This is a genomic window from Pseudomonas neustonica, assembly GCF_003797945.1.
Classification (GTDB): domain Bacteria; phylum Pseudomonadota; class Gammaproteobacteria; order Pseudomonadales; family Pseudomonadaceae; genus Halopseudomonas; species Halopseudomonas neustonica.
Map to the genome: position 1 here is coordinate 210,663 of NZ_RKKU01000001.1, position 25,515 is coordinate 236,177.

Below are 25,515 nucleotides of genomic sequence, written 5' to 3' on the forward strand. Positions count from 1 at the left end.
ATTATTTGTTTATAGTGAATCAGGATTCAGGCTTTGATGCAGGCGGTAAAATGGTCAGACTCAGTGGCGTTCTGGTCGTTGGTGCTGGGTCGACAGGGAGAGGGTGAGCGGCAGTGTCTCAGCCAATAACACCGATCACCACTTCCTTGATCACAAAGGCGATAACGCCCAGGCCCAGAACTGAAAACAGGACGAAAGTGCCGTAGCGTCCGGCCTTTGATTTTTTTGCCAGATCCCAGACGATAAAACCCATAAAAGCGACCAGGGCAAAGATCATGACTGGCATGGCCAGGGCTTCAAATTGTTGGTAGGTCATGGGGCATGCTCCAGACAGTGAAAAAGGGCGCCCAGTATAACGGCTCTGGTTGGCATGCGCGCGAGTCGGTAATTAGTTCAGGCCAAGATGCTTCAATGGCAGTTCGGTGCTGGCCAGTACTTGGCTGAGTACAAAGCTGGAGCGCACGCTTGATACGCCTTCGATCCGCGTGAGCGTGCCTAGCAGCAGTTGCTGATAGTGCTCCATATCCGGTACCACCACGCGTAGGTGGTAGTCGGCATCCATGCCGGTTACCAGGCAGCAGTCGAGCACTTCCGGGCAGTCGCGAATAGTCTTCTCAAACCCGGCAAAGCGTTCAGGGGTATGCCGGTCCATGCCGATCATGACGAAGGCAGTCAGTTTTAGGCCGAGCATGGTTGGATCGAGCAGAGCGACCTGTTTTTTGATCAGTCCGCTGTCTTCCAGCTGCTTCACCCGGCGTGAGCATGGCGAGGGCGATAGGCCGATGCGTTCGGCTAGCTCCTGATTGCTGATACGAGCGTCCTGCTGTAACGCGGCCAAAATCTTCAAGTCGTAGCGATCAAGGTTGACGGAATTCATGGTTTTTTACCTTATTGCGCATTTATCGCTATTTTTAGGTTTTTATTGCTGTTAAGGCAAGTATTTATGCAATATTAGAAAAGTTATTTCGCTCTTGTCGGCTTACTATAGTCAACAGTTTCAGCCAGAACCGATCGTCCAACCGGCTCGCTTATCCGGCGAGTTGGGGCAAGATCACCTACCAGGTGTGCTGCCAATCGGTTACCCAGCCCACAAGGCACGGGAATAAGGCAACATCCCATCAGGATGCAGGAGGACGCATAAAAAAGGCGAGCTACCTTTCTCGGTGGCTCGCCTTTTTTTTGCCTGCTTTGCTTAGGCAGGGTCTTTGTGCACCAGCACGTCTGCTTGCGGGTAGCGCTCAATGATGGCTAATCGCACCTGCTCGCCGCGCGCGTGCGCATCCGCCAAGGTTAGCGTAGCGGGCAGCTCAAGATGCAGCTGCATGAACCAGTGGTGGCCCGACTGGCGAGTGCGCAGATCGTGCACATCGATGACGTCGGGCACCGCGCGGGCGATGGCCAGCGAGGCTGCACGCACGTCGTCCGGCAGTTCGTGATCCATCAGTATCGCAATGGCTTCCAGGCCGATGCGCACGGCGCCATAGCCGATGAATACCGCAATGCCCAGTCCGAATAGAGCATCTGCGCGCTGAATGCCGAAGTGCGCCAATAGTAAGGCGGCGATAATGCTGACGTTAAGTATCAGGTCTGAGCGGTAATGCAACGAGTCTGCGCTGATGGCGGTGGAATGGGTGCGTTTGATTACGTGTTGCTGGATTGCCAGTAGGCCGAGTGTTGCGACAATGGAAAATACCATGACGGCGATGCCAGCCCAGGCGGTCTCAAGCGGTTGGGGGTGCAGCAGCCGGTTGATACCTTGCAGCAGCACCAGAACCGCAGAGCCGGTAATGAAGGCCGATTGCGCCAGCCCGGCCAGCGCTTCCGCCTTGCCGTGCCCGAAGCGATGCTCTTTATCCGCCGGCTTCAGCGCGTAGCCGACGGCAAACAGATTGATGATGGAGGCACCCGCGTCCATCAATGAGTCGATTAACCCCGCCAGCAGACTGACCGAGCCTGACATCAGCCAGACTCCACTCTTCAGCGCTATAAGCACCAGTGCAACGATGACCGAAGCACGTGTAGCCAGCCTGAGTAGGCGAGCGCGTTCGGTTGCATCGTGGGTTTGCTCTGTCATCAGGCGCGCGGTGTGCTGTGCAGCATGGCGATATGGCTGGGCAGTGGCTGTCGGCTTTCCTCGGCCTGCTCAACTGGCAGATCCAGGTTCAGTTCCTGGCGAATGATCGCCTGAAGTTTGGCCTTGTCGACCTTGCCATCGGCATCGATAGCGGGCTGCAGTTGTTCCGGTTCCAGGCTGTAGCGCGCGTCAGGCAGGTATATGGCGCCGGTAGCGAAGTCGACAGCAAAGGCGATTACACCAGGAATGATATAGAACAGCAGGCCAATACCGTTGAGAATCGCCACGCCGGGATCGATTTCTCCACTGATCTGGCCGCGGCGCTCCGGATAAAACACGGTACCGCAGGCGCTAAGTTGGGTGATGACAGTAGTGGCAAGCAGAATGCTGGCTAGGGGCTTGAGACGCATGACTGCGGGACTCCTGAAAGCAGTGAGGGAATCGGTAGGTGCTATTTTCCAGGCCACGGCAAACACGGCGTTCTGTGCGATGCTCTGGTTGTGCATAGCATATCTGCGCCTTGGGCTGACTGAAAGCCCGTAAGCCGTATAATGCGGCCTCTATTTTCGGTACGGTTTAGCCATGAGCGAATTACCCGTCACGCAGATTCTGCCTGAGTTATTGCAGGCATTGGAGTATAGCCCCTCGGCGGTGCTGCAGGCGCCCCCCGGCGCGGGTAAAACCACGCTTGTGCCTTTGGCGCTGTTGGACGTGGATTGGCTGGCAGGGCAGAAGATTATATTGCTTGAGCCGCGCCGGCTGGCAGCACGCGCTGCGGCGGAGCGCTTGGCTGATTTGCTGGGTGAGCCGGTGGGGCAGACTGTGGGCTATCGTATTCGGCTCGACAGCAAGGTCAGTGCGGCCACCCGCATTGAGGTCGTAACCGAAGGTATTTTGCAGCGCCAGTTGCAGTCGGACCCCGAGTTGCCTGGGGTGGGCATAGTGATCTTCGATGAATTCCATGAGCGCAGCCTGGATGCTGACTTGGGGCTCGCGCTCTGCGTTCAGACCCAGCAATACCTGCGCGATGAGTACCCCCTGCGTTTGTTGGTGATGTCGGCCACACTGGACGCTGACGCGGTCAGTCAGCTATTGGATGATGCGCCGGTGATAACCAGTATGGGTCGTCAGTATCCGGTGACGGTGAACTACGGTACCCCCTGGGAGCCGCGCCAGTTTATTGAGCCGCTGGTTTGTCAGACGGTGATGCAGGCGCTGGACGACGAGCACGGCAGCGTACTGGTGTTTTTACCGGGCACGGCGGAGATCCGCCGAGTGCAGGCGCAGTTGGAGCAAAGCCTGAACGGTCGTGCGGATGTGCTCTTGACGCCGCTCTACGGTGAGCTGGATTTCGGCACTCAGCGACAAGCGATTCAACCGGCCCCGGCGGGTCAGCGCAAGGTGGTGCTGGCAACCGCTATTGCGGAAACCAGTTTGACCATCGAGGGGATTCGGGTGGTGGTGGACGCTGGTTTATCGCGCGAGGCTGCCTTTGATCCACAATCGGGTATGACCGGCTTGCATACTCGCCGGGTGTCGCGTGCAGCAGCAGAGCAGCGTGCAGGCCGAGCGGGCCGTCTGGAGCCCGGTGTTTGTTACCGGTTGTGGTCGGCACAGCAGCATGAGCAACTGGCGGCGCAACGCGAACCGGAAATAAAACAGGCTGATTTGGCGCCGCTTGCATTGCAGTTGGCGCATTGGGGCGTGCAAGACGTCAGCGAGCTGGTGTGGCTCGATCCGCCACCCGCTGCGGCGCTGCAGCAAGGCAGAGACTTGCTGCAGCGGCTCGGTGCCTTGCAGCTGTCTGCACAGGGCTGGCAGTTAACCCCGCACGGTGAGACGCTGACACGCTTGCCTATGCACCCGCGGCTGGCACATATGCTGGTTGAAGGGCAGCGTCTGGGCCTGGGTCAGTTGGCGGCCAGACTGGCTGCAGTGGTTGATGAGCGCGATTTGCTGCGCCGCGCACAGAGCGCGGATATCAGCCGCCGCGTGGCCCTGTTTGACGATCCACGTGGCGCGGATGCTGACCGTAACGCGTTGCAGCGGGCGCGCAAGCTGGCAACACAGTGGCAAGCATTGCTCAAGCGACTCCCGGTTACCTCGCCGGTCAATGATGCGCAGGATGAAAAGTGGATTGGTGTGCTGCTGGCGCTGGCTTACCCGGATCGCATAGCGCAGCGTCGGGGGGAGTCCGGCACTGAATACCGTCTGGCCAATGGCCGGGCGGCCGCGTTTATGGAGCCGGACTCGCTGCAGCAGTGCAACTGGTTGGCGATCACCGCGCTCGGCGGTCAGGCCAGTCAGCGTAATGCGCGCATTTTCATGGCGGCGGAGCTGGATGTGCCTGCCTTACTTGCAGTGCAGCCCGGCCTGCTTAGTCAGCGTGAAACCCTGTCCTGGGATGCGCGTACAGAATCCTTGCTGGCCGAACGGCAGGAACGTATCGGTGAGTTGGTCTGGCAACGCGCAGCATTAGCGCAGATCGATCCGCAGCAACGTCAGCGCGCGCTCTGTGATGTCGTGCGTCGGCAAGGGATCAACCTGCTGCCGTGGACGCCAGCGCTGCGCCAGTGGCAGGCGCGTATCGGTTTGTTGCGTGCCCTCGATCTGGCTGAAAAGGGTGATAGTGCCTGGCCGGATCTTGCTGATCAGACGTTGTTGGACACCCTGGAAGACTGGCTCGCGCCCCATTTAAACAAGATCACCCGCTTGGCTCATTTCGCCCAGCTGGAGTTGGCCAATATTCTTCTTGGGCTCTTGCCCTGGCCCTTGCCCCAGCAATTGGAGGAGCAAGCCCCGACCCATTGGACGGTGCCCACGGGGTCACGTATTCGTATTGATTACAGCGAAACGCCGCCAAGTCTCTCGGTACGCTTGCAGGAGCTGTTTGGCAGCGCCGACACACCGCGCATTGCGCGCGGCCGCCAGGCGCTGAAGTTACAGTTATTGTCGCCCGCGCAGCGCCCTGTGCAGGTCACTCAGGATCTGGTCGGCTTCTGGCATGGCAGTTATGCCGAGGTAAAGAAGGACCTGAAAGGCCGCTACCCCAAGCATTATTGGCCGGACGATCCGTTGCAGGCCGAGCCCACCAGACGCGCAAAGCCGCGCAAGTAAATATTCCCCTGGCGTTCGCCGTACCTGCTGCTTTTACTATCGGGCCAGCAGCCCGATTGAGTACTGCGCCGCCTGTCCTTTGTTGCGCGGAAAAAGCACTAGTTTGCTGACGTTGCTGCACCCTTGTTATGTGCTTGATCAATCGTCTGGTTGACCCGCTTGTCGCTGTGCTTACAATGCCCACTTTGCGCAGACCGCCCCGGAGTAGACGATGGACAACACCAGCCAGATTCTTGAACGTAGTGCCGAGTTGTTTAGCGGCCAGCGCCTGCTGCTGGTCAATCCCGCAGCAGATACCCTGACTCGTAGTCTGGCGGCGGACTGGACGCTATGGAGCTGGGATTTTTCGGTCGCGCACGGCCTGGCCAACCAGTTGCCTGCAGACAAGCTGGTATTTTCTCACCTGTGCCCTGCGGTGGATGCGCTGGATGCTGCCATTCTGGTGATGCCCAAGGCGATAGAGCGGGCGGAATACGCGTTGGCGCAGATGGCACCGTTGCTGGCCGCTGGTAAGCCGCTTTATCTGGTGGGTGAGAAGAAAGGCGGGGTCACGCGTGCCGAGCGATTGTTGAGCCAGTTCGGCGCGCGGCCGGAAAAGCTCGATTCGGCGCGGCATTGTCAGCTGTGGCGCGTCGTCGTTGACCGGGTCGCAAAACCCTTCAATCTGCAAGACTGGCAACAGCATTACACGCTGGAATTGGCTGACCAGAAGATTGACTTGCTCAGTCTGCCCGGCGTATTCAGCCACGGCCGGCTGGACGAGGGTAGCGAGTTGCTGCTTGAAGAGCATTCAGCGTTGCGCGGCAAGGTGCTGGATTTCGGCTGCGGTTCCGGCGTGCTTTCTATCGCGTTGGCTCGTCGCAACCCGGATTGTCAGTTTGAGCTGGTGGATGTTGATGCGCTGGCCATTTATTGCGCCGAGCAATCGCTCAAACTCAATGACGTTGAGGCGCAGGTTTATGCCTCTGATGGGTTGAGTGAAGTGCACGGTCGTTATACGTCGGTTATCAGCAACCCGCCGTTTCATACCGGCATCCGCCAGGACACCAGTATCGCTGAGCGCTTTTTCAGTCAGGTGACGCGTAATTTGCAGCCACGCGGTGAGTTACGGATTGTGGCCAACGGTTTCCTGCGTTACCCGCCATTGATCGAGCAGCATATTGGTCCCTGTCAGGTGTTACGCGAGAACAACCGCTTCAAGGTCTACTCTGCGGTGGTGCCGGGCTGATTTGTAGTTGCCTGGTGTTGGCGATACTGGTAAATTTGCTGCTGTCTTAGGGGAGTAGTCTCTCCGGAAGCCTGTCTTCCATTGGCGAACGTCAACATAATTGATCCGCAGATCATGGCGTTCGCAAACCTCAGTCGCCTGGCGCGACACGGGTTTGACGAGACCTATGACATACGAACACCAGCCGAGGGCGGGGGTGTCTGTATGTCATTGGTATGTCTGACCCGCCCTCCTTTGGAACCTCCGTGGAAGCTTTTTTTGTATCAACCGGGATTGTCTCGCTGGCAGAGATCGGCGACAAAACCCAACTGCTGGCGCTCTTGCTGGCTGCCCGTTTTCGTCGTCCCTGGCCCATTATCTGGGGCATTCTTGTTGCTACCGTGGTCAACCATGCCCTTGCCGGTGCGGTGGGACAGGTGGTGGCCGATATGCTCAGTTCGCAATGGCAGCACGGCCTGCTGGCAATCTCCTTTCTGGCTGTGGCGGCCTGGACGTTGGTGCCGGATAAACTGGATGAAGACGAGGCGCCACCGATAGGAAAATACGGCGCCTTCATGGCAACCCTGGTGGCATTTTTCCTTGCTGAAATGGGCGACAAGACACAAATTGCGACTGTGGTTCTGGCCGCGCAGTTTGATGCCTACATCTGGGTGGTAATGGGTACGACGCTGGGTATGCTACTGGCTAATGTGCCGGTAGTGTTATTGGGCAACGCGGCGGCCGACAAGTTGCCGCTGGCCTGGATTCGCCGGGTAACGGCGTTCGCCTTCCTGTTGCTGGGTCTGTACGCCGCCTGGTTGTTTATTCAGGCAGGTTGAAGGGCGAGCTGGACTCGTATCAATCGAGTCCGCACACCGCACGATTACGGCCTCTTTGCTTGGCCAGATACAGGTTGCGATCCACCGCGTCGATAAAGGCGCGGGGATCGTCTTTCTGGCTTGGTACTATGCTGCCCAACCCCATGCTGATGGTCAGTATCTGGCTGACCTCTGAGGCATTATGTGCGATCTGTTCCTTGAAGATCAGATTACGGCAGCGCTCGGCGACCAGCTCTGCAGCATGAGCGTCGGTTTCAGGTAACACCAGAATGAACTCTTCTCCGCCATAGCGAGCGAAAAAATCCCGTGAGCGAGCCGCGGCAGTATTCAGTGCCTTGGCTACCCGCTTGAGGCTATCATCACCTTTGATGTGTCCATAATGATCGTTGTATTGCTTGAAGTAGTCGATATCTATCATGACTACCGACAATGGCTGGCCTGTGCGCCGGGCGTTCGTCCACTCCAGCTGTAAAATAGAGTCAAACATGCGGCGGTTGGCAACGCCGGTTAGGCCATCCTTGAATGAAAGCTCTTCCAGTTCCTTCTGCAGGTTGAGTAGCTTTTCTTCGTTCTTTTTGCGCTCACTGATATCGAACATGAAGCCAATCAGCGATTCGACTTCGCCGTCGTCGTTGCGAACCACATGCACGACATCACGGATCCAGACATAGTTGCCGTCGCTCGTTAGCGCTCGGTAGTCGGCCTCATGGTCAATGCCGGACTGGGATTGAGACACGCAGAAGTTGACTACCCACTCGCGATCTTCGGGGTGCATGCGATCAGACCAGTCGTTCACGCTCAGCCAGCTATCCTGGGACCAGCCCAGCAGTGATTCTATCTGCGGGCCGATATAGGCAAATGCCATGGTTTCCCAATCAATTTTCCAGGGAATGGCCTTGGTCGATTCCAGCAGTGTTTTATAAACCGCGCTGTCCTGCTCTATCTCTCGGGCTATGTCTTTCATAATCCTTCAACTCTGTTTGTTGACGTGCCAGAGTGCAGGGCTCAGCCATTTCCTTGGCATTCAGGGCTGATCCGCTACGGGCAAGATCACTGTTGCGAACTGTGCGTTAGCGCACGGAATCACTATAACCTTTTGTTTTAGACCCTGATCGGGGTGGTTGTAAAGCCCGACATGCAGGATATTGCTCAGGCTTGGCCGCCGGCACGTTGATATAAGGCCATCAACTGTGTTGGTTCATCGTAGACAATACGCTCGCCGGCACGCAGTTCACGTCGCATGAGACGCACCATTTGCTCCAGCACCTCGGCCGAGAAAACACTGGAAGGCCGCCCGGTCACCTCGCTCAAACGCCCGGCTATCACGTCTGGATCGCTTACCACCGGGCAGATACGATAGCCGTAGCTACCGCCGATAGCCTCGGGTACCAGGTCCATGAAGCGGTCCGGGCGTTGGCGGAAAAAACTCAATGGCAGGCGATAGGCATTGTGGCCCAGGATCGGCAGATCATCCGGAACCTGTTGCTCCTCATCCATGATTTGCAAGCTGGTTGCCAAAGGCATCAGTTGATCCAGCTGGTAGTTGCTCTGCATGTGCTGGTTACCGACGCGCACCAGATTGGCGATGAGCTCACCCAGTGACGCATGGCCAATAATGGCTGCACGCTTGGGCAGGCCTCCCCAGGCACCGTCGGCGCCTCTTAGCAGCGCTTCCAGTACTGAGGCATTTTCAAAACCGCCGCCTGCGTGCATGTGCACCAGCAACTTCAATGGCGGGGGAATGACGCAACGAATAGCCTCGACGAAGGCGCCAACCTGAAAGGGCAGGTAGGTACCACGATCGTCTTCGATGCTGATGCCTTCTATGGGTTGCTGGGCCAGCATGGCGAAAACGGCGCAGGCGCTGTCCGGGTTTTCAGCCAGTGCGTCGCAGCCATCCACTACGTTGATCAGTATCCGTGGGGCGCCGCCATGATCTCCGCGGATATTTTCCTGTAGCCATTGAATGCTGGCAGGCAAACTCCGCAGCAAGGTAACCATGTCGTATTGCCCCGCCATGCCGTCTTTGCTCAGGTAGATCTCGTGCAGTGTGTTGGGTACCGCGTAGTCGCGTAGCTTGAGCATGGAGGCAGACGGGGTGAAGTGACCCTGCGCATCCACCAGGCCGATATCGGTAAAGGCGTAACAACCGGTGGTGTCGATGTGGTGATCACGCAGGTAAAGCATAAAGTCGTCGTCGACTTCTAGCTCGTCGGGCATTGAGTAGTCGAGGGTGCCGAGCAGGATTTTATCGAAACCAAACGCACGTATTTTCGGCAGAATCGCCAGCTTGTCCGCCAGCGTTTGCCCAACGCGCGCACCAACTGGATTTTCTCTCAGGGATAGATCGATGAAGAAGGGGGTTAGTGCGCGCAGTTGCTCTATTTTGTCTTGTGCGCCAGTGAGAATGGAATCTATCTTGTTTTTAGTAGCGGGGTTCAGTGCCATGTTTGATCCTGTCCTTGGATGATCTTTTGCACTGTATAGCATGTTTACATGTCAGCTTCGAGTTAGCTCACGCAGTGGGGAGCGCTATCGGTTATGGCCGTATTTACTCAAGTGTCCAAGATCCAGCGCTGGGCATCTGCCAATTGGTCAAAACCAAAGGATTTGATTTCGGCTGCGACAAGGTGTGATCCCAGCGTCTCTGCCACATTACCCAGGTTGGAGTCGCTGGTAACGGCAATGCGCTTAATCTTGCGGTGGTGATCCTGGATGAAGGTAAGGTGTGAAATCATGGCGCTGAGGGAGTCCCAGCCCGGGAATGAGTGGACATGAATAATCATGCCATTTAAGCCGCCGTGTAGTTCGATGAAAGGGTCAACAGCGGCGCGTACGCGGCGGAAATCCTCTTCGCTCAGAGTGCCCTGTGGTTCCAATACAACAATGGCGTTCTCGGGATCAAGCGTAATGCTGAGCATGCGGCTATCCTCGTTTTGGTTTCGGCGGATCTGGCCGCCGTCGGTAGTGTCTTCAAAGGCCTCGGCACTGAGCTGCTGCTGGATGCTTGAGGAAAAATTCATGACCCAGCGGTTGTAGGGATTTATTCGACCACCTTGGTAATCCAGTTGCTCACTGCTGTGGTAATGAATGCTGTAGCGCTTGGCTGAGTACGGAATCTCGATGGTAGCTTGATAATCGCGTAGCTGCATCCTGGCATGAATCAGCCCCGGCGCTATTAGCTCGCGTACTTCATGGCTGTTCCCTTTCAGTAGATTGTGTCTGCGCGCTGTGCCACGGGCCTAACGTAATTTAGAACCCCTGCGCGGCTAATTGTTCGGCAATCTGCTGCAGTATTTCTATCCCCTGTACGTCGGTTTCCAGCCAGGGCAGTTGTGGACGTGGCAAATGGCCCAATTCCTGATCTATACGTTGCAGGTAGGTTGCTTCCTGCTCACGTCGGCGTTGCAAAAAATGGCCGTCTGCGGTGTCAGGTATTACCCGGTTGACCAGCGCTGCAACCACCGGAATATCGACAGACTGCAGCGTGCTGATTGCCCGCGCTGTCTCCAGTATAGGCAAGCGTTCTGGTGTCAGTACAAAAAGGAACCCGCTTTGCTGGTGGTCCTTTAGCACCCGTCTGGCCTGATGGAACAAGCGTCGCCGACTAAGTAGCGTTTCGGCGACATCGCGGGTTTTGCGATCAAACTCGCTTAGCGCATCATCTTGTGGGTTATCAAAGGGGCTATCGATATCGCGGCCACGCTTGGGCGTCAGATGCTGCAGCACTTTGCCCAGTTCTTCGGATTTTCGATTATGGCTCAGCAGGCCATCAGTCCAGGCGGCCATGGCTTCAGGTAGCGTGAGCAGGCGCAAGGTGTGGCCGGTGGGTGCAGTATCAAAAATGATCACGTCGTAATCAGGTTGCGGGCTATTGATTAGACGAGCGATGCGCTCGAGTAGCGCAGCTTCCTGCGTGCCTGGAGATTGACGGGTCAATTTGAGCTGCCTTTCCAGCTCCGGCAGCATTTCGGCACTGGCGAACTGACGCATCTGCGCAGTGACTCGCGCCAGATGTGCTTCCACCTCAGCGTCCGGGTCTATCTCCATCGCGTCGAGGTTGAGCATTAGTCGACGCGGGTGGTCGTTTAGTTGAGTCGCAAAGACATCGCCCAGGCTATGGGCCGGGTCAGTGGAAACGATCAAGCAGCGTTTGCCGCGCGTTGCTGCCAGCACTGCCAGGGCGGCGGAAACGGTGGTTTTACCAACTCCGCCTTTACCGCCCACCCAAATCAGGCGGCGGTCAAGCAGATCAAAGCGTGGGGGTGTAATAACAGGCACTCCAGATTAGCAGCAGCGGAAATGGTCCAAGGGCGAGTGTTCCATACCCATACGCCGATGCCAGTCATGGAAGCGCTGCAGCAATAGCGGTTGCAGCTCCAGGGTGTAATAGCTGGCCGGGTTGGGTACGCCCATCATTTCCGAGAAGACCAGCAGCATAAAGAGATCATCTTCATCACGCCTGGCACGGGCGATGGCGCCGCGATAGCGAGTACTGTACGTCTCCTCAAGAAAAAAGCGCGCCTTACCAAACCAGGCGCGCCACTCTCCGGCTTTCTGATCACGTGGCATTGTTGTCCTCGGTGGCAGCCAGTGCGCGATGGCGCTTCAGGGCCGAGGCACACTCCATGGCAACCAGGATGGCGGCAATCAACACCACAATATCCAGAAACAGCAGGAAGTAGTTTTCCTGCTCATAAAAAGTGCGCAATTGAGTGACCAGGGCAACGACGGTCATGATCAGCAGGAAGCACAGTGGTGCCAGCGTGTACCACATGGGGCGTCTGAGGTGCACCAGCATCACGGTGATGACCAGTAGCGTTAGCCCGGCGAGCAGCTGATTGGTGGTGCCGAATAATGGCCAGATGATCATCCCGCCGGATCCGTCGGCACCTGCGCCAAAGGCCAGTAGCATGCAGCTACCAACGGCCAGCAGGGTGGCAACCAGTGGTTTTTTCATCCACTCCTGATTATAAATTTCGCCCCACTCCTGGAAAATATAGCGCTGCAGGCGTAGGCCGGTATCCATGGTCGTGCCAGCGAAGAGTGCAGCCATCACAGTCAGCAGAGTTGCAGCAGTCACCTGCGGTAAGCCCAGGCCGTTATGGATGATATAGGCGCCGCCCTCAACGAAGGCGGTCACGCCACCCTGGCCGAAGGCTGAATACATCGCTTGCCAATCCGTCAGGCTAGCGAAGCCAGCTGTGGCGACCAGTATCGCCGCGAGGGACAGGCAGCCCTCGCCGATGGCGCCAAAGTAACCGACAAAACGGGCATCGGTTTCCTTGTTTAGCTGCTTGGAGGTGGTGCCGGATGCGACCAGGCCATGGAAGCCGGAGATAGCACCGCAGGCGATAGTCACAAAGAGCAACGGTATTATCGAAGGTGTTCCGGGTGGCACGGCGTCGTTGAACATGGGCGCAACCATGGTCGGATTCAGCAGCAGGATGGCGCCGTAAAGGATCAACAAACCAACAAAGAGTTGCAGGCCGTTAATGTAATCGCGCGGTTGTAGCAGCATCCAGACGGGCAGAATAGATGCGACACCCGCGTAAACAAACAACAGCACAATCCAGACTGCGTTGCCTGATATACCAGCTACTTCTGCTGGCATTTGAATAGGTACGGAGGGGCCGGCGAAGATCAATGCATAGAGCGCCACCACGCCGATGACCGATACGCTAACCAGGTTGATAATGCGCCGGTAAATCAACTGGCCAACTATCAGGGCTACGCCAATCGCCCCCCACACGGGTAGCACCGCAGTCGGGAATTTCATCATGAGCTTGGCGATGACAACGGCGAATACCGCGTTGACCATCAGCAGTACCAGGAAGATGACGATCATGAATATGCTGCGAGCGCGCTTACCCACTACATCGCCGGTCAGCGAGCCGACCGAGCGCGCTCTGTTGCGCACGCTGGCCCAGATGGCACCCATATCGTGAACGCCAGCGAAGAAAATGGTCCCGCATACCACCCACATAAAGGCGGGCGCCCAGCCCCAGATAACGGCGATGGCTGGGCCGACAATAGGGGCAGCGCCGGCTACGGAGGTGAAGTGGTGGCCCCAGAGTACGAATTTGTTGGTGGGTACAAAGTCGATACCATCTTCAAATTCGTGCGCTGGTGTTAGAAAGTCAGGATCCAGCCGGTAGATTTTTTCCGCAATGAACTTGGAGTAGATGAAGTACCCCAGCGTCATTATGGCTAACCCCACCAACAACAGTATTACAGCGCTCATGCAAGACTCCCGTTTTTTTATTTTGACGGAAATGGGCGAACCAAGCGTTTACAGTCTCGATTAACTATAGACGAGGCGATCCTGAAGGGTAGCGGGCTACGAGAATTAAAACGATGGCTCTGTGACTAAAGTCTAAAATCGTGGTTATGAGCGGTATTCACGATACGTTGCCACAGGGCTTTTGGTCTCTAACGATTCGGGTAGTTGCGGCTGGGTTTGCCGCTAGCAGTGCTGCAGGACGGGTCGGGCGTGCGACAAGACCGCCGCCACAATTGGGACAGAGCCATCGCAACCGGTGTTTGGCGCATTCGCGGCAAAAAGTGCATTCAAAGGAGCAGATAAGTGCATCTGTCGCACTGGGCGGCAGATCCTTGTTGCAACACTCGCAGCTAGGGCGTAGTTCCAGCATGGCAAATACCGTTCAGATGAACTCAGTGCAGTAGACAGCAGTCTAGCTGTGTAACGCGTTTGTATTCACCAGACTTTTCGTTCAGGCATTCGCACGCACGTATCAAGCCTGGTTAAAGGTGAAAGCCGCCACTGGGGCGTGTACGCTATGGCCATTAACAATGACTCGGAGTGAGACAGTTCATGACTAATTTACATGTTGATATCGTATCTGATATCGCCTGCCCCTGGTGTGCTATCGGTTATGCTCGCCTGGAACAAGCCATGGCTACTCTTGCCGGTGAGCTGGAGCTGGATATTGAATGGCACGCCTTTGAGTTGAACCCCAATCCTGAGAGCAAACCGCAACCCATTCTGCAGGCTTTGAGCCGTAAATATGGCCGTAGCGAAGCAGAAATGGAAGCGGCTCAGGCCAATATGATAGAGGTTGCCACGGGGCTGGGTTTGAATTTCAGCAAAATGCAGGAGCGCTATACCGCCAATACGTTCAATGGCCATCGATTGGTCAAATGGGCGGCAGAGCAGGGCAAGCAGACCGCGATGAAGCAGGCGCTGTTTGATGCCTATTTTGGCCATGCAGAAAATGTAGAAGATACCGAAGTGTTGCTGCGCTGCGTGGAATCCATTGGATTGGATACCGAGGCTGCGCAGCAGGTTTTGGACTCCGACGCCTTTGCTGATGCTGTACGCAGTGACGAAGCGCGTTATCAGCAGGCGGGTGTCTCGTCAGTACCTGCTTTTATCGTGAACAATCAGTACCTGATTTCCGGCGCGCAGGAGCCAGCCTATCTGGTTGAGGCCTTGCGCGAGATTGCGCAGCAGAAATAGGCGGGCCCCCCGGCCTAATCGGCTGTTTTTCTGACCGCTGCTTCATTACCCGGCCAGCCGGGGTACTGAGGCAAGTCATCAGTAATCTGGTGCCAGCTCGCTTTATTGTCGGTAAAGATATGTGCCTGTGGCTGCGCATCGGTCAAGCCTTCCAGGGCGCCCAATGGAATGCCCAGAACCTGCGGGCGGTCACGATATGTACTAATCAGAGGTGAGCCGCAGGTACGGCAAAAGTAGCGGGTGACGTTGTCCGACGAGTCGAAGCGCGACAGTTGATTTTCACCGCTGAGCCATTGGAACTGATCGATATGGATGGACGCTCGGGTGCGGAAGGCGGCGCCATGCCAACGTCGGCACTTGCTGCAATGGCAGTTGAAAATAGGGCCCAGCGACCCCGTTATGCGATATTGCACTGCTTCGCAGAGGCACTTGCCATGTATTGCGCTCATAGCCTGCTCCTTTTCCATGATGTGGGCTAATTGATCAATTTTCTCCAGCTGGCTTTCTAGGCCTTGGCGATAGGATTATCTTGTGCAGTAAGTCGCCGCTCCGCTTCACTTGCAGCCAGACGCAGCACTACTTCCTGTTGGAATGCGGCCGAGGGTTCAACTCTGTTGGGCGGGAATAGCATGGCGTAGCCGTTACGCAGCAACGCCAGCGGCGTGAAAATCAGTCCAAAAGGTATACCCCACCAGCCAGCCAGTAACGACAATCCGAAATCGCTTCCCTGTTTTTTTAGTGCACAGGTGCGGCAGCATAGGAGGGTATGACTGCCATGCCGGGTAAACAGTACGAACGACATGACGTAGTGGGACTTGTAAAGATCAATACCGCCGCGTTTATCGCATTGGGGGCAAGGTCCGCGAAACAGGGTCTGAGCTGCACGTACGCGATCTGCTTCCGGCATACTCGCCGCCAGCATCACTACCTGGCCTTGCGCTAAGCAGTCCTTGTTGCAGAAGCGAAAGCCCTCTTGGTGGACCCCGCCCAGCAGAATGGTTTTTTTGCAGTATGCACAACTTGCCATCGTTTTTATCCTTGTTGATTGGCTGTCTGAGGCTTTGATCTTGTTATGCTTTTGTAATGACCGGACGCTATCGAGAACAGTTATTCGCACGCCTACACTTCATGCTCGCAGCAGAATCACCATTGTGGTTCTGCAATCGGTGCGCGCGAATGCCGGCAACAGGCCGGGTCAGTAGATAGCAGGAAGGCAACGTGTCGGGGCATCCATGCCGCAAGGAAGGGCCGCGAGGCAGTGCCTGCGTTAGCAGAATAATGCCTGCGGTCAGGCGTTTCGCCTAGCCCAAAATAGGGTTTTTAATATTGCAATGATGTTGCAACCTTCGCTTGTCATACTCAGGTATTGAGTTAACCCGTTTGAATATATCCTTATGATAAGCGCCCAACAGCAGTGCCAGAGAAGATGACTGACAAGCAGGCATTGGCCGCACCAGCCGCTGCAGCACCCGCTGCGCCTTTCTATCAAGCCATGCTGTTCTGGTTGAAACTGGGCTTCATCAGTTTCGGTGGCCCGGCTGGACAAATTGCGCTCATGCATGAAGAGCTGGTTGATAAGCGCCGCTGGATTTCCGAGCGGCGTTTTCTGCATGCGCTCAATTACTGCATGATGCTGCCTGGCCCGGAGGCGCAGCAGCTTGCTACTTATCTGGGGTGGTTGCTTCACCGTACCTGGGGCGGTGTTGTGGCCGGTTTGTTGTTTATCTTGCCTTCGCTGGTCCTGCTGATTCTGCTGGCCTGGGTGTATATCGCTTATGGCGATTTGCCCTGGGTGGCGGGGGTGTTTTACGGCATTAAACCGGCGATTACCGTGGTGGTGTTTCAGGCGGCCTGGCGCATTGGTGGGCGCGTACTGAAGAACCACTGGTTGTGGGCGATTGCGCTGAGCGCCTTTGTGGCGATTTTTGTGTTGCGGCTGCCGTTTCCACTAATTGTCCTGGGAGCAGGTGTGGTCGGATATCTCGGCGGACGGCTGCGGCCCGAGCTCTTTCAGCCGGGTGGGGCAATGCCAGTGCAACCGCTGGATCACAGGCCGGCGCTAATTGATGACGCGACGCCAACGCCCGAACATGCACGGTTCAAGTGGTCCTCACTGTTGTGCTTGCTGGTAGTTGGTGCGCTGCTCTGGTTGCTGCCGATGGCACTATTGATCGCCTGCTATGGCTGGGGTGGTGAGCTGACGCAGATGGGCTGGTTTTTCACCAAGACGGCGCTGTTGACCTTCGGTGGCGCATACGCTGTGCTGCCCTACGTTTTTCAGGGCGCAGTTGAACAGCATGGCTGGGTCACGCCGGCGCAAATGATTGATGGGTTGGCACTGGGTGAAAGCACGCCCGGGCCGCTTATTATGGTGGTGACCTTCGTGGCTTTTGTTGGTGGCTATGTGTTGCAGGTGTTTGGTCAGGAACAAGCTTTTCTGGCGGGCGTCACAGCAGCCATATTGGTCACCTGGTTCACCTTTTTGCCGTCGTTCCTGTTCATCCTTGGCGGCGGGCCGTTGGTTGAGTCGACTCACAACAAGCTGTCATTCACGGCCCCGTTGACCGGCGTAACGGCGGCAGTTGTGGGTGTTATCGTTAATCTTGCCTTGTTTTTTGCCTGGCACGTATTTTGGCCAGAGGGATTCACTAGTGGCCTTGATGTTGGCTCTCTGGTGATTGCGGGCGTGGCAATCCTGCTGTTGTTTGCTGCAAAGTGGTCGGTATTGAAGACGTTGGCTTGTTGCGCGCTAATGGGGCTGTTGATTAGCCTCTGGTAGCCGCGCTCTGCTGAACGCGGCGTCCTACTTGGGCGGCGTCTATCGGGATGCTGTAATAGTGGCTGGCCCGGTAAAGCGGCGCATTAACGCTTTGAGCAAAACGCCATATAGTGGCAAAAACAGTAGCAGGCTGATGCCGAGCTTGATGGCGTAATCGATGGTCGCAATCTCGACCCAGTGGGTAGCCATAAACTCGTTGCTGCTGCGCCAGAAGGCGACCGAGAAGAACGCGAAGGTGTCAGCCAGGTTGCCCAGTACCGTCGATAGACTGGGCGCAATCCACCAGCGTTTGGATTGGCGCAGTCGGTCGAATACCTGGATATCCAGCAATTGGCCGATCACGTAAGCGACAAAGCTGGCCAGCGATATGCGCAGCACGAAATCATTAAACGAGAGCAGTGACTCAACGCCGCGATAACTGCCTTCCTGAAATAACACCGATATGGCGTAAGAAACCACCAGTGCGGGCAGCATGACGCGGGCTATCACCTTGCGCGCAGCGCTTTTACCCAGCAGGCGCACGGTTAAATCGGTGGCGAGAAAGATAAAGGGAAAGCTAAAGGCACCCCAGGTTGTGTGGTAGCCGAATAGGGTGATGGGCAACTGCACCAGATAATTGCTGGCAATAATAATGGCAATATGGAAAGCGATCAGCAACGCCAAGGCTTGCCGCCGGCGCGCGGAGGGGAGGGTCGTCATCTTGTATCCTTTTTACGGGTTCGGAAGCCGCTGCCTCCGCCGTTGTTTGTAAATGGGGTTAGGGAACCCATGCTGGTCGGAATGACCTTGAGCGGCGCATATTCTAATGATTTCTCAATAGACAGCCAGAATTTTCCCTGACAACAGATGAACGGCGTCTTACGAAATCGTATTTAGGCGTCAGAAGGCCGGGCGCCCTTGGGAGCCCGGCGACAGCCTTTACTTATTGGCCCGGTACAGAGGCTCGACGCTTGGCGCAGCGGCGCGCAGTGCTTCTATACGGCCAGCAGAGGAGGGGTGAGTGCTCATGAATGCGGGCGGCGCACCCTGCGAAGCAGCTGACATTTTCTGCCACAGGCTAACCGCTGCATCCGGGTTGTAGCCTGCGCGCGCTGCCAGTTCAAGACCGATTAGGTCAGCTTCGCTCTCATTGCTGCGGCTATTGGGTAATGTCAGGCCATATTGAACCGCCATCTGAGCGGCTTGTTGGCTGCCAGAACCCAAGCCGAGCAACGCACCTGCCAGCTGCGTGCCCATTTGTGTGGCGTAGGCACGTGACATAGCCTCGCGGCCATGCTCGCGCAGGGCGTGAGCAATCTCGTGGCCCATGATTTGGGCGATTTCGTCATCGGTTAGATTGAGCTGGTCGATAATGCCCGAGTAGAACAGGATCTTGCCGCCGGGTGCACAGCTGGCATTAAGCATGTCATCCTTGATCAGATTCACCTCCCAGTCCCATTGCGCCGCATCGGGACGAAAGTAAGTGGCTTCTGCTGTCAGGTCGTCGGCTATTTTGCGCAGTCGACGAACGGTCGCGGCATTAGTGTTCAACACCCCGGCCTTCTTGGCTTCCGCCAAGGTCTCGTCATATGACTTGGCTGCCATCTCATTCACTTCTTCACTCGACAGACCGCTCATCATGTACTGGGTTCGGTTTACCCCTACATTACCGCCTTGGGTGGTTTGTACGCTTTGGCAACCTGTTACGGCTATAACCCCTACACACAGCAGAAAACGCAATCGCATGGTTCTTTAATCCTTGGAGGAACTGGGCGTGGCGAATGACCGCCACGCTGCTTTGGTTCTTATCGATCAGCAGAGTTTTCTATGCCGTCGCCTACCTTTTGCACATCCTTGCCAAATCCCTCAACCGTATTGCAGCCAGAGAGAACAGCTAGACCGAACAGTGTTGCTATGATCACAAGCGTCTTTTTCATTACGTTGTATCTCCAGGATTATCGGATGCAAATAAGAACCCGAATCTTTAATTTAGCAGAGCAGCAGGCAGTACTTGAATAATTTATGCAACTGATGGCTGGCCGGGCTAAGGTGAATTGAGGCGGGAACGGCGATGCCTAATCACGGTGAAGCGCGCGGTTGTATTTTGACTATTATCAGTTTCAGGCAATTTGACCGTATTAAAGCGCTAATGTCATCACGGGACTGAAGTTTATTTGTCGTTCGCCGATATAATAAGAAGCCCCTCAAGAGGGCACCCTTATTCTGCCGTTAAGCCGAGGTAATTAATGAAATTCAAGTCCATTCAGCTATCCATCGCAGTGCTTGCTGGAGCTTGTCTGTTCATCGCAGTCGGGGTCATGACCCTGTACTCGGTCTATTCATCCGAGCGCAGTCAGGCCTACGTTCAGGGGCGCAGCGAACAGCTGCTTGAGGGGTTGGTAAAGGATCGTCTGCTATCCATTGCCAATGGCGAGCGATCACGTATTCAGCGCCGCCTGGAATATCCCATCGCGGTTGCCCAGCAGGTAGCCAATCTCAACGCGATGTTGGGTGAGATACAGCCTGACGGTATGCCTTCGTTGATGATGGGTCGTGAAGAAATGACGCGCGTGCTCCGTATGACCTTGGCAGAGAATCCCGATCTGTGGGATGTCTATGTCGGTTGGGAGCCGAATTCGCTCGATGAAATGGATGAGTTTTACCGAGGGATAGAAACCGATGGCTATGACGGTAGCGGCCGTTATATGCCGGTCTGGTTTCGAGGTGAGGGTGGCGAGCTTGAGCTTGAACCCCTGGGTGACATGGAGAGTACAACGCTGCTTGATAGCGGTGTTCGCACCGGCGAGTATTACTTGTGCACGAGGGAAACGCTTAAACCCTGCGTGATTGATCCTGCCTCCTATGAAATGGGTGGCAAGCAAGTATTGCTGTCATCGTTCACCGTACCCATCATCGTCGACGGTGAGTTCAAGGGCGCGGCCGGCGCCGATTTGGCCATGGACTTTCTGCAGAATATGTTGACCGAGAGCGACAGTGAACTGTACGACGGTCAGGGCGATCAGGCGCTGGTCAGCGACAAGGGGCGTCTGGTTGCTTACACGGGTACCGATGCTCGTCCGGGTGATCGTGCCGATACTGTGCTCGATCAGCACGAGCTGGCGAATATGGCATCCCTTGGTGATGAGCCCATTTACGATATCGACGAGGAGGGTGGGCATATCGAGTTGATCATGCCGATCACCTTTGGTGACAGCAATACGCGTTGGTCCCTGTTGATCACGCTGCCACTGGAAGCGGTTATGGCTGATCTCGACGCGCTCAACGCAGAGCTAAAGGATCAGCGCGTTGCCTCGGCAGTATGGCTGGCGGTGATCGGGTTTCTGGTTGCGCTGGTTGGGCTGGTCGTTATGGTCTTCGTTGCTTATGGTCTTGCCAAGCCTGCGCGCAGACTGGTCTCCATGCTGGATGATATTGCCAAGGGGGATGGCGACTTGACCAAGCGGCTTGAGGTCGATCGTGCGGATGAGTTGGGCGCCATTGCCAGCGGTTTCAATGCTTTCCTGGACAAGTTGCAAGGCATGATTCGCGAAGTGGTCGGCTCCGTGCAGCAGGTTACTGACGCCTCCGAGCACACCGCTGATATTGCCATGCGGACCAATGATGGCGTTCAACGCCAGCTCAGTGAAATCGATCTGGTCGCTACCGCTGTTACAGAGATGACAGCTACTGCGCAGGATGTGGCGCGCAATGCGTCGCAGGCAGCCAGTGCGGCCCATAACGCAGATGGCTCGGCGACGCACGGCCGCGAGGTAGTCAAGGCGACCTCCGACACCATCATGGCGCTCTCTCAGGATATTCAGCGCGCTGTTGAAAGCGTGCGCTCGCTGGAGCGTGATAGTGAGAATATCACCGGTATTCTGGACACCATCCGCGGTATTGCAGAGCAGACCAACCTATTGGCTCTGAACGCTGCAATCGAGGCTGCTCGCGCCGGTGAGCAAGGGCGTGGCTTCGCGGTGGTTGCCGATGAGGTGCGTAACCTGGCCCAGAAAACGCAGAGCTCGACGGCTGAAATTCAGACCATGATCGAGCAGTTGCAGAATGGCACCAAGGAAACGGTAAAAGTGATGGAGCAGAGCCGGTCGCGGACCGACCAGAGTGTGCTGCAGGCCGAAGAGGCAGATGCTGCACTGACCTCAATCACGCAAGCGGTATCGGTCATCAACGATATGAACAATCAGATCGCCAGCGCTGCTGAAGAGCAAAGCGCGGTAGCTGAAGACATCAATCGCAATGTCATGACCATCGATACCGTTGCCAAGTCGGTTGCCAAAGGGGCTGATGAAGCATCTGAGGCCAGTGCGTCACTGACCAAGCTGGCCGAGCATCAGCGTCGTCTGATCAATCAGTTCAAGGTCTGAATCGGGCCACTGGGGTTGCAGCAATGCGGCCCCTTGGTTTCTGGGCTGCTGACCGCGCTCGCAACCGGGTGGATCATTTCTACCTGGGCGTCAGCATTGAGTAATAAGGGTTGTAGTGCACTGACCGGCGTTGCCTCTGCGAGCCATATTGACTGTTCGCCGCTGTTGAGTGCCACCGGCATGCGTTCAGCCAGCGTGGCTGGCAGTCCTTTGGATGGCACCGTTATCAGTGCGCAGCTATCCCAGTAGTGCTCTTTATCCAGTTGATAACGCTCCCAAATGCCCGCCAAAGCCAAGCCACCCTCGCGACGACGCAAATACCAGGGGTGCTTGCGCGAGCCGTTATTTTTCCAGAGATAGTAACCGTTGATCGGGATCAGGCAGCGCCGTTTGGCAAACGCTTGCTTGAACATAGGCTTTTCGTGCAGAAACTCGGCCCTGGCGTTGAAGCTGGCGCGGCTCAGATCCTTGAGCCATCCAGGCGTGAGGTTCCATAACACCGGCACGCATTCCAAGCGGCCCTGCTGCTTACGCAGGATCAAGACACGGCCACCTGGGGGCAGATTCCAGTCAGGCTTCCAGTCGGTCGGAGTGCTTGCATGCGGAGGGGTGAACTGGGCAAGGCGTCCAGTCATTGGTTTACCGGGTCTGATGAAAGGCTATTAACGTTCTCTTCAAACGGACTGGCAGCCAGGTAGTCATTGATCAGTTGGCTGGCGCGCTGGGCATCCTCGTCAGTCAGCCAAAGAGCGAGCAGGTCTTGTGCTGGCAGGTCCCCTACCGCACCTTGCAGGTATTGGCCGCTGATATGGCAGCTGATGTGGTGATCAGCCAGCATACTCTGCAGCAGCGTGGCCTCGGTCATATCCAGTGGACGGTAAACGCACTGCATGCTTAATCCTGTTCGCGGCGCAGATCGACATGGTAGTCGTCCTGCTCGTGGTCAATCCACAAGCTAACGTGGATAGGTTGGCAGCAGACCTCACAGTCTTCTATATAGCTTTGAGTGCCGCTGGCGATATCGAGTAGTAGCACAATAGGTTCGCCGCAATGCGGGCAGGCGAGGGTGGCTTCTTCTAGGGCCTGCAAGGTAATGGCTCCGCTGTTTTAAATGTGACAGCCAGTGTAGCCCCATCGTCAATTTGGCGAAACCGCTGCGCACATCGCATAATGCGCGGCCAACGCAAATGAGATTGAGGAATACATGGGCGAGTTTGATGCTATTCGGCCGTATAACGACGCTGAGGTGCCTGCTGTAATGGAGCGCCTATTGGGCGACCAGGAGCTGATGCGGATGCTGGCTGCATATCGTTTTCCGCTACTGGCACGCTGGTTTCCGGGTGTGGTGCGGCGCGCGGTGCAGTTTGCTCTGCGGCGCGAGGCAAGGGGTATCCAGTGTGTTGATACCTTGCAGCACAAGCTGGAGCCCTACCTTGATCGTGTGATCGAAAGCAGCACTCTCAACGTTACCTACAGTGGCCTCGACAATTTGCGCCAAGGTCAGGCTTACCTGTTTCTGGCCAATCATCGTGATATCGTGATGGACCCGGCCTTCGTTAACTACGCCCTTTACCATACCGGCCATCCAACTCCGCGGCTGGCCATTGGTGACAATTTACTTCAGCGCCCCTTCGTTGCCGACCTGATGCGGTTAAACAAGTGTTTTATCGTGCGCCGTTCACTGACCGGGCGCCGAGAGAAGTTGCAGGCTTATCAAATGATGTCCGCTTATATCAGTCATTCACTGGCAGAAAGCGAATCAATCTGGATTGCGCAGTCTGAAGGACGTGCGAAGGATGGGCTGGATGAGACTGATCCGGCGATCATAAAAATGTTTTGTATGAGCCGCAAGGGAGAAGAATTTGGTCCGTTGATTCGCTCTCTGAATCTGGTGCCCGTGTCCATTGCCTACGAATGGGATCCTTGTGACCTGTTGAAAGCTCGTGAATTGGAGCAGAAGGCGCGGCTGGGTGAGTATCACAAGGAGCCAGGCGAGGACGACAGATCTATCGCTATGGGGCTGACGGGCTACAAAGGGCGTGTGCATGTTGCGTTTGGTGAGCCGCTGCAGGACGACTACGCTGATGCCAAGGCAGTAGCGCGAGCAGTGGATAAACAGATTCTGACGAATTACCGACTATCGCCAAGCAATTATTTGGCGATAGAGCAGCAGGGCCAGATTCCCGCGCAAGTGGCTGCCTGGCGTAATGACTTCACTCCGACTGAGGTTGCCGCAGAAGAGCAACGTTTTAAGACCAGACTGGCTGCCTGCCCGAGTGATCAACGTGCTTACTGGCTGTTGCAGTATGCCAATCCGGTCCACAGTCGCCTGCGAGTCTTAGAGCATCAATAGTCGTGCGCCAGATGATCGGAGCAGCCTATTAGAGCTGGGTGCTAATCAAACTCAATAGCAGTCCGAGTGCAAGGGATGCGCCGCCAACTCGGTAGAAAAGGCGGTCTGCGCGCCGCGAAGCATTTTCATCGCTGTCGATAGCCAGATTCTGTGGCGTTGCAGTCATACGGTTGGCGCGGCTCGCCCCACGGAGTTGGGTAGCGAGCCACAACCAGCTGCCATTGGCGGAAAAGAAGAGCGCCAGGCTATTTATCGTAAGTGCGGGGTGCGCAAGATAATACAGCCATGCTGCCTGTAAGGGAGACATGCTGAAACCTCCGTAAAGCGGAATCGGTAACCTGCGGCTTGGTGACGGTAATGGCGGTTCTTGCTTTCCGTACAGTCCTTGCCTGTCTATTCTTATGGTTATGGAGAGTTACGGCGATACCCAAATGGGATGGTATGGTGATAAGTGTTTGCTATACCACCTGTGTATAAAGAAGCGCCATTTTAGGTTATTTGGCGATTTAATTCGACCAGGGCACTAGCGTTCCCGATCAATGGTCATAGATGCCGCTAGCGTGAAATGGCCGATTTGCTGCAAGCTGCGCAACCCGTCATTTTGCAGCGGGCGTGATCATTTACACCCAACTTGAGGTTATTGATATGAACAGACAACTGGTGACAACCCTGCTGCTTGGCGCGATCTTGACGCTGGGTGGTTGCGCTTCCTCGTTGACCGGAGATACCTACAGCAGGGACGATGCCCGCGCGCCACAGATTGTGCGCATGGGGACTGTGGAGTCTGTACGCTTAGTGAAGATTGAAGGCACAAAAACAGCGATTGGGCCGATTGCCGGTGCGGCCATCGGTGGCGTCGCTGGCAGTGGTGTAGGTGGCGGTAGTGGTCGGGCGATCGCTTCCATTGTAGGCGCATTGGCTGGTGGTATGGCCGGGGCCGCAGCGGAAGAGGGTATTACGCGTACTCAGGGCGTCGAAATTACGGTCACGGAGGATTCTGGTCAGACTCGGGCTTATGTGCAGGCCGTGCAGGAAGGCGTTAGCTTTGCCGCGGGTGACCGGGTACGAGTCATGACAGTTAACGGTGAGTCGCGCGTCGTTAAGTAAATCGGGTTTCTTACCCAGGCCTGCCGGCTTTGTGCCGGCAGGCTACGCATTTTGTAACGCAATGCGCTGTATTCGATTCCCGCTGCAAAGGTTCAGACATTTATACTATTGGCCTTTGCTGGTGCATTGCGATGCCTCTGCCACTGCCATGATAGTCTGTGCATTCAGACTAGACCGCACGGGTCTGCTGCGTCAGGC

At 56.1% G+C, this 25,515-nt stretch carries 28 protein-coding genes, 2 pseudogenes and 1 riboswitch; of the genes and pseudogenes, 10 read left to right on the top strand and 20 right to left on the bottom strand.

Annotated features, from left to right (window positions below; genetic code table 11):
* Positions 1–118 precede the first annotated feature (118 nt).
* The 4 genes from EF096_RS00905 to EF096_RS00920 all read right to left on the bottom strand — a co-directional run bounded on the left by EF096_RS00905 (position 119) and on the right by EF096_RS00920 (position 2,484).
* Positions 119–316 (bottom strand): DUF2788 domain-containing protein, encoded by a 198-nt coding sequence (locus tag EF096_RS00905; protein WP_123887720.1) that lies wholly within the window; start codon positions 314–316, stop codon positions 119–121.
* Between the two features lie 72 nt (positions 317–388).
* Positions 389–877, bottom strand: a complete 489-nt coding sequence (locus EF096_RS00910) for an Lrp/AsnC family transcriptional regulator (protein WP_123887721.1) — start codon at positions 875–877, stop codon at positions 389–391.
* A gap of 315 nt (positions 878–1,192) precedes the next feature.
* Positions 1,193–2,074 (bottom strand): cation diffusion facilitator family transporter, encoded by an 882-nt coding sequence (locus EF096_RS00915; protein WP_123887722.1) that lies wholly within the window; start codon positions 2,072–2,074, stop codon positions 1,193–1,195.
* Entirely contained in the window at positions 2,074–2,484 is a 411-nt protein-coding gene (locus EF096_RS00920; RefSeq protein WP_123887723.1) for a polyribonucleotide nucleotidyltransferase, read from the bottom strand. Before EF096_RS00920 ends, EF096_RS00915 begins: the two co-directional genes overlap by 1 nt.
* 172 nt (positions 2,485–2,656) lie before the next feature.
* On the opposite strand from EF096_RS00920, the gene hrpB reads away from it, so the two are divergent.
* The 4 genes and pseudogenes from hrpB to EF096_RS00940 all read left to right on the top strand — a co-directional run bounded on the left by hrpB (position 2,657) and on the right by EF096_RS00940 (position 7,237).
* Positions 2,657–5,191: an ATP-dependent helicase HrpB gene (gene hrpB / locus EF096_RS00925; protein ID WP_123887724.1), complete on the top strand. Its 2,535-nt coding sequence runs from the start codon at positions 2,657–2,659 to the stop codon at positions 5,189–5,191.
* A 16-nt stretch (positions 5,192–5,207) separates the two neighbouring features.
* A pseudogene (locus tag EF096_RS00930) lies at positions 5,208–5,345 on the top strand ((2Fe-2S)-binding protein); the annotation flags it as partial.
* A 57-nt stretch (positions 5,346–5,402) separates the two neighbouring features.
* Positions 5,403–6,419, top strand: coding sequence for a class I SAM-dependent methyltransferase (locus tag EF096_RS00935; RefSeq protein ID WP_123887725.1), 1,017 nt, complete (start codon positions 5,403–5,405; stop codon positions 6,417–6,419).
* Between the two features lie 37 nt (positions 6,420–6,456).
* Positions 6,457–6,575, top strand: a riboswitch (yybP-ykoY riboswitch).
* An 89-nt stretch (positions 6,576–6,664) separates the two neighbouring features.
* On the top strand, positions 6,665–7,237 hold the full coding sequence (locus tag EF096_RS00940; RefSeq protein WP_235869586.1) for a TMEM165/GDT1 family protein: 573 nt from the start codon (positions 6,665–6,667) through the stop codon (positions 7,235–7,237).
* A gap of 19 nt (positions 7,238–7,256) precedes the next feature.
* Here EF096_RS00940 and EF096_RS00945 read toward each other — a convergent pair whose 3' ends face one another.
* From EF096_RS00945 to EF096_RS00975, 7 genes are all read right to left on the bottom strand, one after another.
* Positions 7,257–8,201, bottom strand: a complete 945-nt coding sequence (locus EF096_RS00945; protein WP_123887727.1) for a GGDEF domain-containing protein — start codon at positions 8,199–8,201, stop codon at positions 7,257–7,259.
* A 185-nt stretch (positions 8,202–8,386) separates the two neighbouring features.
* Complete coding sequence (locus EF096_RS00950; RefSeq protein ID WP_123887728.1) at positions 8,387–9,685, bottom strand: homocitrate synthase; 1,299 nt, start codon at positions 9,683–9,685, stop codon at positions 8,387–8,389.
* A 107-nt stretch (positions 9,686–9,792) separates the two neighbouring features.
* Positions 9,793–10,389 (bottom strand): SpoIIAA family protein, encoded by a 597-nt coding sequence (locus tag EF096_RS20435; protein ID WP_218565685.1) that lies wholly within the window; start codon positions 10,387–10,389, stop codon positions 9,793–9,795.
* A gap of 100 nt (positions 10,390–10,489) precedes the next feature.
* Complete coding sequence (locus EF096_RS00960; RefSeq protein ID WP_218565684.1) at positions 10,490–11,518, bottom strand: ArsA family ATPase; 1,029 nt, start codon at positions 11,516–11,518, stop codon at positions 10,490–10,492.
* 6 nt (positions 11,519–11,524) lie between these two features.
* The gene (locus tag EF096_RS00965) at positions 11,525–11,809 is read right to left on the bottom strand and encodes a cory-CC-star protein (RefSeq protein WP_123887729.1); all 285 of its coding nucleotides are present in this window, start codon (positions 11,807–11,809) and stop codon (positions 11,525–11,527) included.
* Positions 11,799–13,481 (bottom strand): carbon starvation CstA family protein, encoded by a 1,683-nt coding sequence (locus tag EF096_RS00970; protein WP_123887730.1) that lies wholly within the window; start codon positions 13,479–13,481, stop codon positions 11,799–11,801. The genes EF096_RS00965 and EF096_RS00970 overlap by 11 nt, the downstream gene beginning before the upstream one ends.
* A 157-nt stretch (positions 13,482–13,638) precedes the next feature.
* Positions 13,639–13,890, bottom strand: coding sequence for a DUF1272 domain-containing protein (locus EF096_RS00975; RefSeq protein ID WP_123887731.1), 252 nt, complete (start codon positions 13,888–13,890; stop codon positions 13,639–13,641).
* Positions 13,891–14,072: 182 nt separating this feature from the next.
* Here EF096_RS00975 and EF096_RS00980 point away from each other — a divergent pair, with 182 nt between their 5' ends.
* Positions 14,073–14,717, top strand: a complete 645-nt coding sequence (locus EF096_RS00980; RefSeq protein ID WP_123887732.1) for a DsbA family oxidoreductase — start codon at positions 14,073–14,075, stop codon at positions 14,715–14,717.
* A gap of 14 nt (positions 14,718–14,731) precedes the next feature.
* Here EF096_RS00980 and EF096_RS00985 read toward each other — a convergent pair whose 3' ends face one another.
* Together EF096_RS00985 and EF096_RS00990 are read right to left on the bottom strand one after the other, a co-directional pair.
* Positions 14,732–15,166: a GFA family protein gene (locus tag EF096_RS00985; RefSeq protein ID WP_123887733.1), complete on the bottom strand. Its 435-nt coding sequence runs from the start codon at positions 15,164–15,166 to the stop codon at positions 14,732–14,734.
* A gap of 56 nt (positions 15,167–15,222) precedes the next feature.
* Positions 15,223–15,744, bottom strand: coding sequence for a hypothetical protein (locus tag EF096_RS00990; RefSeq protein ID WP_123887734.1), 522 nt, complete (start codon positions 15,742–15,744; stop codon positions 15,223–15,225).
* 399 nt (positions 15,745–16,143) lie between these two features.
* On the opposite strand from EF096_RS00990, the gene chrA reads away from it, so the two are divergent.
* Entirely contained in the window at positions 16,144–17,496 is a 1,353-nt protein-coding gene (gene chrA / locus EF096_RS00995; protein ID WP_123887735.1) for a chromate efflux transporter, read from the top strand.
* A gap of 39 nt (positions 17,497–17,535) precedes the next feature.
* Here the strand turns inward: chrA and EF096_RS01000 are convergent, their stop codons facing one another.
* From EF096_RS01000 to EF096_RS01010, 3 genes are all read right to left on the bottom strand, one after another.
* Positions 17,536–18,195, bottom strand: coding sequence for a 7-cyano-7-deazaguanine/7-aminomethyl-7-deazaguanine transporter (locus tag EF096_RS01000; RefSeq protein ID WP_123887736.1), 660 nt, complete (start codon positions 18,193–18,195; stop codon positions 17,536–17,538).
* Between the two features lie 219 nt (positions 18,196–18,414).
* Positions 18,415–19,221 carry a M48 family metallopeptidase gene (locus EF096_RS01005; protein ID WP_158611216.1) on the bottom strand — a complete coding sequence of 269 codons (807 nt, stop codon included), beginning with the start codon at positions 19,219–19,221 and terminating at the stop codon, positions 18,415–18,417.
* A gap of 59 nt (positions 19,222–19,280) precedes the next feature.
* Entirely contained in the window at positions 19,281–19,412 is a 132-nt protein-coding gene (locus tag EF096_RS01010; protein ID WP_123887737.1) for an entericidin A/B family lipoprotein, read from the bottom strand.
* 1,431 nt (positions 19,413–20,843) lie between these two features.
* Here EF096_RS01010 and EF096_RS20840 point away from each other — a divergent pair.
* Both EF096_RS20840 and EF096_RS20845 read left to right on the top strand, forming a co-directional pair.
* Positions 20,844–20,999: pseudogene (locus tag EF096_RS20840) on the top strand (HAMP domain-containing protein); the annotation flags it as partial.
* An 84-nt stretch (positions 21,000–21,083) separates the two neighbouring features.
* On the top strand, positions 21,084–21,857 hold the full coding sequence (locus tag EF096_RS20845; protein ID WP_408003375.1) for a methyl-accepting chemotaxis protein: 774 nt from the start codon (positions 21,084–21,086) through the stop codon (positions 21,855–21,857).
* Here the strand turns inward: EF096_RS20845 and EF096_RS01020 are convergent.
* The 3 genes from EF096_RS01020 to EF096_RS01030 are packed head-to-tail and all read right to left on the bottom strand — an operon-like array spanning position 21,842 to position 22,946.
* Entirely contained in the window at positions 21,842–22,492 is a 651-nt protein-coding gene (locus EF096_RS01020) for an SOS response-associated peptidase (protein ID WP_123887739.1), read from the bottom strand. The genes EF096_RS20845 and EF096_RS01020 overlap by 16 nt on opposite strands.
* Positions 22,489–22,749, bottom strand: a complete 261-nt coding sequence (locus EF096_RS01025; RefSeq protein WP_123887740.1) for a putative signal transducing protein — start codon at positions 22,747–22,749, stop codon at positions 22,489–22,491. Before EF096_RS01025 ends, EF096_RS01020 begins: the two co-directional genes overlap by 4 nt.
* Positions 22,750–22,751: 2 nt before the next feature.
* Entirely contained in the window at positions 22,752–22,946 is a 195-nt protein-coding gene (locus EF096_RS01030; protein WP_123887741.1) for a CPXCG motif-containing cysteine-rich protein, read from the bottom strand.
* 115 nt (positions 22,947–23,061) lie between these two features.
* Between EF096_RS01030 and EF096_RS01035 the strand changes: the two genes are divergently transcribed.
* Positions 23,062–24,210, top strand: coding sequence for a 1-acyl-sn-glycerol-3-phosphate acyltransferase (locus EF096_RS01035; RefSeq protein ID WP_123887742.1), 1,149 nt, complete (start codon positions 23,062–23,064; stop codon positions 24,208–24,210).
* 28 nt (positions 24,211–24,238) lie between these two features.
* Here EF096_RS01035 and EF096_RS01040 read toward each other — a convergent pair whose 3' ends face one another.
* A complete protein-coding gene (locus EF096_RS01040; protein WP_123887743.1) occupies positions 24,239–24,517 on the bottom strand; it encodes a hypothetical protein in 279 nt (92 codons plus the stop codon).
* 338 nt (positions 24,518–24,855) lie between these two features.
* On the opposite strand from EF096_RS01040, the gene EF096_RS01045 reads away from it, so the two are divergent.
* The gene (locus tag EF096_RS01045) at positions 24,856–25,317 is read left to right on the top strand and encodes an outer membrane lipoprotein (protein ID WP_123887744.1); all 462 of its coding nucleotides are present in this window, start codon (positions 24,856–24,858) and stop codon (positions 25,315–25,317) included.
* Positions 25,318–25,515: the final 198 nt, after the last annotated feature.